Origin of the sequence: Flavobacterium soli DSM 19725 (assembly GCF_000422705.1) — a bacterium.
In the GTDB taxonomy this organism is placed as follows: Bacteria; Bacteroidota; Bacteroidia; order Flavobacteriales; family Flavobacteriaceae; genus Flavobacterium; species Flavobacterium soli.
Genome location: NZ_AUGO01000013.1, coordinates 143,300 through 152,877 on the forward strand (window position 1 = coordinate 143,300; position 9,578 = coordinate 152,877).

The 9,578-nt window shown below is 37.2% G+C and carries 13 protein-coding genes; 8 read left to right on the forward strand and 5 right to left on the reverse strand.

Annotation, left to right across the window (positions count from 1 at the left end):
• The 3 genes from G508_RS0113945 (at position 1) to G508_RS0113955 (ending at position 1,305) form a co-directional block, all read left to right on the forward strand.
• Positions 1-609, forward strand: coding sequence for a thioredoxin family protein (locus G508_RS0113945; protein ID WP_026705903.1), 609 nt, complete (start codon positions 1-3; stop codon positions 607-609).
• 80 nt (positions 610-689) lie between these two features.
• Positions 690-1,001 (forward strand): rhodanese-like domain-containing protein, encoded by a 312-nt coding sequence (locus G508_RS0113950; protein ID WP_026705904.1) that lies wholly within the window; start codon positions 690-692, stop codon positions 999-1,001.
• A gap of 82 nt (positions 1,002-1,083) precedes the next feature.
• Positions 1,084-1,305, forward strand: a complete 222-nt coding sequence (locus G508_RS0113955; RefSeq protein ID WP_026705905.1) for a YgaP family membrane protein — start codon at positions 1,084-1,086, stop codon at positions 1,303-1,305.
• Between the two features lie 57 nt (positions 1,306-1,362).
• Here G508_RS0113955 and G508_RS0113960 read toward each other — a convergent pair whose 3' ends face one another.
• From G508_RS0113960 to G508_RS0113975, 4 genes are all read right to left on the reverse strand, one after another.
• Positions 1,363-3,474: a glycoside hydrolase family 97 protein gene (locus G508_RS0113960; RefSeq protein WP_026705906.1), complete on the reverse strand. Its 2,112-nt coding sequence runs from the start codon at positions 3,472-3,474 to the stop codon at positions 1,363-1,365.
• Positions 3,475-3,610: 136 nt separating this feature from the next.
• On the reverse strand, positions 3,611-4,024 hold the full coding sequence (locus G508_RS0113965) for an MFS transporter (RefSeq protein ID WP_026705907.1): 414 nt from the start codon (positions 4,022-4,024) through the stop codon (positions 3,611-3,613).
• Between the two features lie 50 nt (positions 4,025-4,074).
• Positions 4,075-4,572, reverse strand: coding sequence for a pyridoxamine 5'-phosphate oxidase family protein (locus G508_RS0113970; RefSeq protein WP_026705908.1), 498 nt, complete (start codon positions 4,570-4,572; stop codon positions 4,075-4,077).
• A 9-nt stretch (positions 4,573-4,581) separates the two neighbouring features.
• A complete protein-coding gene (locus tag G508_RS0113975; protein WP_026705909.1) occupies positions 4,582-5,022 on the reverse strand; it encodes a response regulator transcription factor in 441 nt (146 codons plus the stop codon).
• 202 nt (positions 5,023-5,224) lie between these two features.
• Between G508_RS0113975 and G508_RS0113980 the strand changes: the two genes are divergently transcribed.
• The 3 genes from G508_RS0113980 to G508_RS0113990 all read left to right on the forward strand — a co-directional run bounded on the left by G508_RS0113980 (position 5,225) and on the right by G508_RS0113990 (position 6,703).
• Positions 5,225-5,689: a response regulator transcription factor gene (locus G508_RS0113980; protein WP_026705910.1), complete on the forward strand. Its 465-nt coding sequence runs from the start codon at positions 5,225-5,227 to the stop codon at positions 5,687-5,689.
• Between the two features lie 93 nt (positions 5,690-5,782).
• Complete coding sequence (locus tag G508_RS0113985; protein WP_026705911.1) at positions 5,783-6,325, forward strand: DUF4199 domain-containing protein; 543 nt, start codon at positions 5,783-5,785, stop codon at positions 6,323-6,325.
• Positions 6,326-6,328: 3 nt separating this feature from the next.
• Positions 6,329-6,703: an iron chaperone gene (locus G508_RS0113990; protein WP_026705912.1), complete on the forward strand. Its 375-nt coding sequence runs from the start codon at positions 6,329-6,331 to the stop codon at positions 6,701-6,703.
• 151 nt (positions 6,704-6,854) lie between these two features.
• Here G508_RS0113990 and G508_RS0113995 read toward each other — a convergent pair whose 3' ends face one another.
• Entirely contained in the window at positions 6,855-7,079 is a 225-nt protein-coding gene (locus G508_RS0113995; protein WP_026705913.1) for a hypothetical protein, read from the reverse strand.
• A 406-nt stretch (positions 7,080-7,485) separates the two neighbouring features.
• Here G508_RS0113995 and G508_RS0114000 point away from each other — a divergent pair, with 406 nt between their 5' ends.
• Positions 7,486-8,226 (forward strand): hypothetical protein, encoded by a 741-nt coding sequence (locus G508_RS0114000; RefSeq protein ID WP_026705914.1) that lies wholly within the window; start codon positions 7,486-7,488, stop codon positions 8,224-8,226.
• A 457-nt stretch (positions 8,227-8,683) separates the two neighbouring features.
• Entirely contained in the window at positions 8,684-9,145 is a 462-nt protein-coding gene (tnpA, locus tag G508_RS0114005) for an IS200/IS605 family transposase (protein WP_026705915.1), read from the forward strand.
• Positions 9,146-9,578: the final 433 nt, after the last annotated feature.

The window sequence follows — 9,578 nt, forward strand, 5'->3', positions numbered from 1 at the left end:
ATGAAGTCGATTAAAACGTTAGCCGTTGTGCTATTGGTAGGAGTGATGAGTGCTTTTACCGTTAAGGATTCTGAAGGTTATAAACTTGGTGATGCTGTTGAAGATTTTAGTCTCAAAAATGTAGATGGCAAAAAAGTTTCGCTCAAGGATTATAAAGATGCGAAAGGTTTTATTGTGATTTTTACATGCAATCATTGTCCGTATGCTATTGCCTATGAGGATCGAATTATCGCCTTGGATAAAAAATACAGCAAACTGGGCTATCCTGTAATTGCCATCAATCCGAACAATCCGGAAAAGCAAAAAGACGATAGTTATGATTTGATGAAAGTGAGAGCCAAAGAAAAAGGTTTCACTTTTCCGTACTTATTTGATGATGGGCAAAAAATATTCCCGAAATTTGGGGCGACAAAAACACCACATGTTTATGTAGTTCAAAAAACAGCAAAAGGAAATGTGGTGGAATATATTGGAGCTATTGATGATAATTATGAAGATGAAAAAGCAGTAAAGCAAACCTACGTTCAAAATGCTGTAGATGCTTTGCTTCAAGGAAAAGAAGTTCCGATTCGTCAAACAAAAGCAATAGGCTGTTCTATAAAGGCATAGATTTAGAATCCTAACCCTATAAATTCCAAATCTGAATCTTTTTCGGATTTGGATTTTTTTATAATTAAACAAAAACAAAAATGAATTTAAGACAAGAAGACTGGGTTGCTCAATATGAAGCCGACACCAATGCAGTAATCCTAGATGTTAGAACCGAAGACGAGTGGAATGATGGTTTTATCCCAAACGCAATCAACATTGATATCTATAAAGGACAAGGTTTTATTTATGCAGTTGAAGAATTGGACAAATCCAAAAATTATTATGTGTACTGCAAAGCGGGAGGTAGAAGTCAGCAAGCGTGTGATATCATGAATCAACTAGGTTTTGAAAACACTTATAATCTTGTAGGGGGAATTCTACAATGGTCTGGAAAAGTGGAACTTCCATAAAAGAATTAAGAAGTTTTTAACAATTCATAGGTTTTTTTATTACTTTTGCAGTTAGCCAAATTTAACAAAACTGTATTAACTAATGAAAAAGAATATTAATAGGTCCGGCAGGATTGCACGGGCTGTTATTGGTATTATAGCAGTAGCACTATCGCTAACTGATTTTTTTGAGGATCAGATAGTTGATGTCGGTTTGCTGATAATAGGAGCTGTTCTGCTTATAGCTGCTGTTGTGCAAATGTGTCCGCTGTATCATTTCCTTGGAATTAATACCTACAAGACAAAGAAAATTAAAATGTATTAAAAGAAAAGAGCGGCTTCAATTATTGAAACCGCTCTTTTTTTTTGGAAGAAATTGTTTTTATTTCACAACCTCTTTTATGCTTATTGCAAAACCTCCACCTGGAGCCATTTGCTGTTTCAAATTTGTTTTAGAGGTAACCTTCATCTTTTTGATGGCATACGATTGAGGGTTTTTCTCATAATGAGCGTCTTTTCCATCGGCATAAATGATCACTTCGTAGGTTTTGCCTTTTGGAAGAAAATCAAAATTTATGTTTCCAACTCTGGCATTTTCGTCTGTTATACCTCCAATGAACCACTCGTTTTTACCTTTTGCTTTTCGTGCAATTGTGATGTAGTCTCCAGGTTCGGCTTCTAGTATATTGGTTTCATCCCAGTCGATTGCTACATCTTTTATGAATTGGAAGGCATCCAAATGCTTGTTGTAGGTTTCAGGCAAATCGGCAGCCATTTGAAGTGGGGAATACATCGTTACATACAGAGCCAATTGTTTAACCAAAGTTGTATGCACGAATGAATTATTGTCAGGATTGTAAGCACTTACTTTTGTTTGGAAGATTCCTGGCGTATAATCCATTGGTCCTCCCATCAATCTTGTGAATGGCAGGATAGTGGTGTGGTCTGCATTGTTTCCCCCAAAAGCTTCATACTCGGTTCCACGAGCGGCTTCGTTTCCAATCAAGTTAGGATACGTTCTGCTTAATCCGGTTGGACGAACAGCTTCGTGAGCATTTACCATGATTTTATATTCGGCAGCTTTGGTAATGGCATACAAGTAATGATTGTTTGCCCATTGTCCATAATGGTATTCGCCACGTGGAATAATATCACCTACATAACCGCTTTTTACTGAGTTATAACCATTGGCTACCATAAATTGATAGGCTTTGTCCATGTGACGCTCATAATTTCGGATTGAACCTGATGTTTCATGGTGCATCATCATTTTCACTCCTTTAGAAGCGGCATAACGGTGCAATTCTTTTACATCAAAATCAGGGTATGGGGTTACAAAATCAAAAACATAGTCTTTTGATTTGCCAAACCAGTCTTCCCAGCCTTCATTCCAGCCTTCGACTAAAACAGCATCAAATCCATGTTTTGAAGCAAAATCGATATATTCTTTTACATGAGCAGTATTGGCTGCATGTTTTCCGTTTGGTTTTGTTTTGGAGTAATCCAATTCACCAAGCTTGACACTTGTCATGTCATTATAGGCCCAAGAGCTTTTTCCTGTAATCATTTCCCACCAAACACCTACATATTTTACAGGTTTGATCCACGAAACATCTTCATATTTAGTTGGTTCATTTAGGTTCAATATTAATTTAGAAGCCAAGATATCGGCAGCTTTATCGCTAACGACAATCGTTCTCCAAGGGGATTGTGTTGGAGCTTGCATATACCCTTTATCACCAACCGCATCTGGAGTCAGGAAAGCATTAAGGACCATATTCTTATCGTCCAATTCCAAGTGCATACAAGAATAGTCTACCAAAGCCGCTTCGTGGATATTGATGTATAATCCATCCTTGCTTTTCATCATCAAAGGTGTTTGTAGTCCAGTGTCTGAAAAAGTTTGTTGTGAAGCATTTGGTGTAACTGCCTCTTTCATTTTTCCTCTCACTTCCGAAAGGTTAGAGGTAACGGTGCTGTATTCCTGTGTGTCAAAATCTCCTGGAAGCCAGAACGCTTTGTGGTCGCCCGCCAAAGCAAACTGTGATCTTTCTTCTTTTATGACAAAATACGTCAGGTTTTCTTGCTCTGGAAATTCATATCGAAAGCCCAAGCCGTCATTAAACAAACGAAAACGTACTTTTATAATTCTATCTTTAACTGATTTTTGAGCCAAAGTAACCAATAGTTCGGTGTAGTGGTTTCGGATGGTTTTCTGTTCGCCCCAAACTGGATTCCATGATTCATCAAAAGTGGTATTTTCTACCTTTGCAATTGTAAAACCGTCCAAAAAGGATGGAATATCCTTAGTTTCAATACCTAATTTACTGGATTTTATTACAGGTTTGTTCTTGTAATTCAGTTCATAAGAAGGAACGCCATTCTGTATCAGGCTGAACTTTAGCGTTAGGTTCTTGTCTGGGGAAGTAATTTCTTGAGCTTCGGCAATTAGGCCAAATGCAAAAAGAAATAACGCAGGAATAAATTTGTTCATAGATAAATAAAATTATTGGATTATCATTTTAATTATCGTAAAAATAGAAAAAACACAACAAAGTGCCTCATTTATTAGAGATGTTTTGCAGGAGGAAGAGAGATACAACGTTGTAGTTGAAGGTTTTGTTGAAAGATTATTGCCTTTGCAGTTTTTCCTTTTGTTCTGCTACTATTTTTTGTTCAGCCATAAGTTCAATCTCCGTTTTTTCTTTTTTGATGCCTTGACGGAGGTAGGCCATCAGGCTCATATAGGTATTGGCTATCCATACTAATGCAAAACCGGCAATAATGTAGCCCCTCCAATCTTCTAGGAGTAAATGAAAATCTGTAAAAGCAATAAAAAAAAGGGTAACGTAGTGGCTAAAGCAATATTCACAGGTAAAGAGGTAAAAGAATTTTCGTTTAAGGATGTATTTTCCAGTTTTCGAGTGTTTTATGCAGTATTCCCTGGGCTCTCGAAATACTTCTTCATGGGTAACTGTCCAAGCTACACATGCTACAGGAATAGCCAAAACAAAAAGCCAAAACAATTGCAAGGTAATGCTCATAATCAAAAGTCTTTCTAACAAAAGTAATAAAAAAAGAGGTTCAACGACTCTTAGGTCAGTTTACCTTCGATACCGTCGTCCATAGTTTTTCCTGTTAGTAGGGAAGCTGCCATCTTAGCAAGCACTACCATCTTGTTGTGCTTGTTGTTCCAATAATAACCATGGTCGAAGGTAAACTTGATAATACACAAATTAGGATCTTCAACACCACCAGGCATCCAAACCTTGATGATGGGATTCCACAGTTCTTCAATCTTTTCCCTATCGTGCAAGATTGTAGCTTTGCCATGAAGGGACAGGAACATGTCATATCCTTTTGTGTAGAAAAGCTCTACTGTTGGGTTCGATTTTATTTCGGCTACTTTGTTCGATCGTTGATCGGTCATGAACCAAAGATGCCCTTCATCATCGATTTCCAAAGCCGACATGGGCCTTGACTGTATTTCACATTCTTTATAGGTACAAAACATGCCCGTCTTGATTTCTTCTGCCAAATATTTAATCTTATTAATGGCTTCTTCGCTATTGAGGTTTTTTTGATCTCCCATGTGATTAGGTTATAAATTAGGTGTAACGGTATAGTTGTTTCCAGAGGTTCTGCTAAAAAGCATTGTGGATACTTTGGCAGGAAGTGCTTCATATTCTTCTAGTAGGTTCGGCTTTAGAAGTGTGCCAGTAATTCCCAGGTGGCTTGCTTTTTCCTTGATAGAAGGATTGAGAGTAGTAGAGAAAATGATAATCTCCATTTTGGCGTTTTGTTTTTCCATCCGTAAAATTTCTGCAGCTTCCAGTCCACTAAGAACAGGCATATACAAATCCGTAAACACAACGTCTGGCAGTATATTGCTTTTTTTTACGGCATCTATAATTTCCTGACCACTGTTTAGACAGGCTACTACTTCAAAGTCGGGATGTTTGTCGAAAGCCATTTTCAATAGCTCAATTTCGTCTAAATCATCGTCGGCAATTAGGATACGGATGGGTTTGTTGTGTTGCATTTCTATATGTAGTTTGTTAACAATGTGTCTATTGGTAGTTAATGTGTTGTTGCAAATGTATAGTTTCAGTAGTAAAATGCTTTATAGGATTCTTTTCTTACATTATGTAATTCCCATTCAAACGAGTGCTACATAAGTCTTGATTGCCTTTAAACCGCGTTATTTTAAATTTATTATATTTGATGACAGAACGAAAAGTTACATGTTTTTAGAAAAGATAAGAAAATATAGAGAAGTTATCCTCTACGGAATTTCATTGGCTCTGTTGCTGTTATTGCTTCGGTTTTTGCAGTTCAGATTTCTTATTGTCAGTCATCAACTAGAACTTTATGTGGGATGCATTGCTTTATTTTTTACTGTGATGGGAATTTGGCTTGCCCAGAAGCTGTCACATCCCAAAATTGAAAAAGTGGTGGTGGAACGTTATGTTTCCACATCAGTTTTTATAGTGAATGAAGTCGAGATAACTGAACGAAAAATAAGCAAGCGGGAATTAGAGGTGTTGCAACTAATGGCAGAGGGAATGAGTAACAAGGAAATTGCCGATCGTTTATTTTTATCATTACATACGATCAAGTCGCATACTTCCAGTCTCTTTGAAAAGCTAGAGGTAAAGCGACGTACACAAGCTGTTGAAACTGCCAAGAAGCTACGAATTATCCACTAATACTTTAGTGCCATTATGCTAAAATCACTCGAAAGTATGACTCTTGTCGAGGTTTTTTTGCCAAAATTTGCAACCTAATTTAAAACTATTACGATGAAAAAAACAATCTTAACATTCGGATTCATTGCAGGATTAATTGTTACTGCAATGATGGTATTTTCTACTTATCAATGCTATAACAATAGCGAACAATTTGAGCCGAGTATGGTTATTGGCTACCTTGGTATGCTGGTTGCCTTTTCTTTTGTGTTTATAGGTATACGAAATTACAGAGAGAAATACAATAATGGAACTATCACTTTCAAGAAGGCATTTACCATAGGGTTGCTCATTGCTTTAATAGCCTCGACGATGTATGTAGTGGTATGGTTAATTGAATATTACTATTTCATACCCGATTTTATGGATAAATATATGGACTTTGTAATTCGTCAAGGAAAAGAAGAAGGGCTCACTGCTGCACAATTGCAAGTGAAAATGGATGAAATGGAAATGTATAAGGAATGGTATAAAAGTCCGATCTTGGTTATCCTGCTGACTTTTTCAGAAATTTTGCCACTTGGTATCGTGATTGCCTTAATTAGTGCGTTAATTTTGAAAAGAAAAAATAGAGCCTCTTCCTCAACTGAGATTTAATATATGGAAAAACTTGTCCCAAAAACCATAGCCGAATATATAGCTGCATTTCCGGAAGCAACCCAGAAAAAGCTGCCAGCGATGCAGGCTCTTATCCAAGAAAATGCCCCAGATGCAGTGGAAACAATCAGTTATGCGATACCTACTTTTAAATTGAATGGCAAGATGCTGGTTCATTTTGCAGCTTTCAAGAACCATATTGGCTTTTATGCATTGCCAACAGGAAATATAGCTTTTGAAAAGGAGTTCTCGGTGTATAAAACCGGCAAGGGTTCTGTACAATTCCCTTTGGATCAGGATTTACCACAGGATTTGATAGCAAGGGTCGTGCGATTTAGAGTAAAAGAAGTGCTTGAACACCCTGCTTATAAAAGATAATTAGAAGAATACAGATAGTATAGAAAACAGAACGAGTCTCGATTTAGCTTTTTAGCTGCTAAAATTGGAGACTCGTTTTTTTATAGATTATGGTGTTTTGCAAGCTGAGATCATGCTGCTTTACGCCAAAATAATAGAGTAGTTACTATACTTACAGCACTTTTCTGCCTCTCTCGATATCTTCTAAAGTGGCACATTTAGCTTCTACAACTTCCTCATCAATGGTAAACGGAAGGTGGATGGACTCTACGGCTGTGAGGTCTTCGCCCAAATGATCTGCCATGTCCTTTAAATGAAAAAACCATTCCTTGTCAAATTGTACCTTATGAATCGTGGCGTCTTTCAACAGCAGATTCAATTTTAAAGTCTTATTCATAATAACCTATTTCTTTTTTGCAAAGATAATTGAAGATTTTAAAAGAGGAGAGGGTTTTGGTCATTGTTGTATTTATTAGAGAAGCTTGGGTTTGGGTTTGATTGGGGTGATGTTTGGCTCTTGTGCTATAAAAGTACCTTTTTTAGCAAATAATGTGCAGGAAGAATACTGAGAAAGCCGAGTATGATAGGTAATATCTACGAAGTACATACGACTATGGCACGAATTAAAGTGCACCATGATACGGTATGGGTACGGTATGGCTATGGTTTAGATAGGATTATGGAGGTGTTCTAAGGAGTTTAAAACCTGAGGTTTATTGAAAAAAAAGTGCGTGACTTTTTGTAATTGTAAAGATACATTTTTTATATTTATCCTTATTAACCAAACAAAAAAAATACATGCCATGGCAAAAAATATTGGCCTAATAAAATTTACGGGTAAGCTGGGAGATCTTTCTGCAAGGGAAACTAAATATGGAAACATTATTTCCACTCCAGGCGGTTTTAAAGGCGACCGTATTAAAACAGAAGAGCGATATGAAGTAACCCGACAGTTGGGTACCGAATTTGGCAGATGCTCCAAGATTTCCTCTCAAATTTATGCTACTTTACAGTTTTATCTTCAAACCATACCCCATCTTCACATGTATGGTTTTATACAATCATTGGTAACCAATGTCAAGGGTTGCGACATGACTTCGCCAAAGGGTGAACGAACTTTTGCTATCGGTTTGCAAAATGAACTGGGCCAGAAGTTGCTAAAAGGTTTTTCTTTTAACCAAAAACAGCGTCTCAAATCTGTATTGATGCATCATTATGAGGTTGCAATCGAAGAAGGAATACTGACCCTTCCAGCATTTGACAGCAGGAGAATTTATTTTCCTAAAAGTGCCGATAAATTAGGGCTTCAATTGGTGCTAATGCGTCTTGATAGCGAAAAACCTTTATGCACTATCGAAACGAGTGTACTTGCTTTAGTTGGCAAAAATGATGAAAGAGCAACAATTATACTCGAATCTCCAATTCCAGAAGGCGAAGGAAACTTATTAGCCTTGGTTTATTTTGGTTTTTTTACTGAGACAGAAGGTGATGTTTATTTTTTACGTCATCCGAAAAACGTTTTGGAGGTTGTGGATTTTTTGTAATCTGATAGGGTTTGGTTGGGCGATGAGATGTTGGTAATGTTTAGCGATGTGACGTGGGTAATGTTGACCGGATTAAAATCCGGCCTTACAATATGGGTCGAGCCTCTGGCTCTGTTTCGTTATAGGGCGTGTTAGTTCCTTGAGGATGGCTTGATATTGTTTGATGTTTTTGGTAATGTTGACCGGATTAAAATCCGGCCTTACAATATGGGTCGAGCCTCTGGCTCTGTTTCGTTATAGGGCGTGTTAGTTCCTTGAGGATGGCTTGATATTGTTTGATGTTTTTGGTAATGTTGACCGGATTAAAATCCGGCCTTACAATATGGGTCGAGCCTCTGGCTCTGTTTCGTTATAGGGCGTGTTAGTTCCGTAGGAACGCTTTTATTTTGTAGCAACGGATTTTAATCCGTTGGGATATATAGGGTATAAATTTAATGATAATTATAAATGGATTCATATGGCAAACACGTACCATCAGGTTTATATACAAGCAGTTTTTGCAGTGAAATATAGAAAAGCGATTTTGGAGGGTTCTTGGCGGAAAGAGGTTTTTGGTGTTATTGGAAATTTGATTAATGAAACAGGTTGCAAGACTATTATCGTCAACGGAGTGGAAGATCATGTGCATTGTTTTTTTTCGTTAAAACCTACGATTTCAATTTCTGAGCTAATGAAAATTGTTAAAGCAAAATCTTCAAAGTACATTAATGATAATAGATTTTTGCTGGATCGGTTTGAATGGCAAGTAGGTTATGGCGTTTTTTCGTATGGACATTCACAAATTAATACTGTTTATCAGTATGTAGCCAATCAAGAAACTCATCACGCAAATGAAAGTTTTATGGAGGAGTATCTAAAATATTTGGATCGGTTTGAGATTCCTTATGAAGAGCGTTTTGTTTTTAAGGAGTTGGAGTAAATTTTTTATGTTAATGGATTATGTAGATTTTTGATTATAATAGTTGGTATAAGTAGAATGCTCTTTTCGACCAGAGTAAAATATGGCCTTCTAAGATGTGTCGGGCCTATGGCTCTGATACGGATAGGTGTTAAGGTGTGGTAGTTTCGTAGGCTTGGCCGGATTAAAATCCGGCCTTACAAGATGTGTCGAGCCTATGGCTCTGATACGGATACGTGTTAAGGTGTGGTAGTTTCGTAGGCTTGACCGGATTAAAATCCGGCCTTACAAGATGTGTCGAGCCTATGGCTCTGATAGGTTGTTGGGGGTGTGTAGTTCCTAGTAATGGTTTTATTGCTGGAATGTTGACATAGTTAAAATCCAGTCTTACATTATTTTTCTATGACTACTGTAAGTTCTGAACAAAAAAAGTCCCCACTGCATGACTTACTCA

Excerpts from the sequence above, each read along its gene's own strand:
- G508_RS0113995 (WP_026705913.1), bottom strand. The coding sequence starts at position 7,079 with ATGAATAAGACTTTAAAATTGAATCTGCTGTTGAAAGACGCCACGATT.
- G508_RS0114000 (WP_026705914.1), top strand. The coding sequence starts at position 7,486 with ATGGCAAAAAATATTGGCCTAATAAAATTTACGGGTAAGCTGGGAGAT.
- G508_RS0113970 (WP_026705908.1), bottom strand. The coding sequence starts at position 4,572 with ATGGGAGATCAAAAAAACCTCAATAGCGAAGAAGCCATTAATAAGATT.
- G508_RS0113990 (WP_026705912.1), top strand. The coding sequence starts at position 6,329 with ATGGAAAAACTTGTCCCAAAAACCATAGCCGAATATATAGCTGCATTT.
- G508_RS0113960 (WP_026705906.1), bottom strand. The coding sequence starts at position 3,474 with ATGAACAAATTTATTCCTGCGTTATTTCTTTTTGCATTTGGCCTAATT.
- G508_RS0113945 (WP_026705903.1), top strand. The coding sequence starts at position 1 with ATGAAGTCGATTAAAACGTTAGCCGTTGTGCTATTGGTAGGAGTGATG.
- G508_RS0113985 (WP_026705911.1), top strand. The coding sequence starts at position 5,783 with ATGAAAAAAACAATCTTAACATTCGGATTCATTGCAGGATTAATTGTT.
- tnpA (WP_026705915.1), top strand. The coding sequence starts at position 8,684 with ATGGCAAACACGTACCATCAGGTTTATATACAAGCAGTTTTTGCAGTG.
- G508_RS0113950 (WP_026705904.1), top strand. The coding sequence starts at position 690 with ATGAATTTAAGACAAGAAGACTGGGTTGCTCAATATGAAGCCGACACC.
- G508_RS0113955 (WP_026705905.1), top strand. The coding sequence starts at position 1,084 with ATGAAAAAGAATATTAATAGGTCCGGCAGGATTGCACGGGCTGTTATT.
- G508_RS0113965 (WP_026705907.1), bottom strand. The coding sequence starts at position 4,024 with ATGAGCATTACCTTGCAATTGTTTTGGCTTTTTGTTTTGGCTATTCCT.
- G508_RS0113975 (WP_026705909.1), bottom strand. The coding sequence starts at position 5,022 with ATGCAACACAACAAACCCATCCGTATCCTAATTGCCGACGATGATTTA.
- G508_RS0113980 (WP_026705910.1), top strand. The coding sequence starts at position 5,225 with ATGTTTTTAGAAAAGATAAGAAAATATAGAGAAGTTATCCTCTACGGA.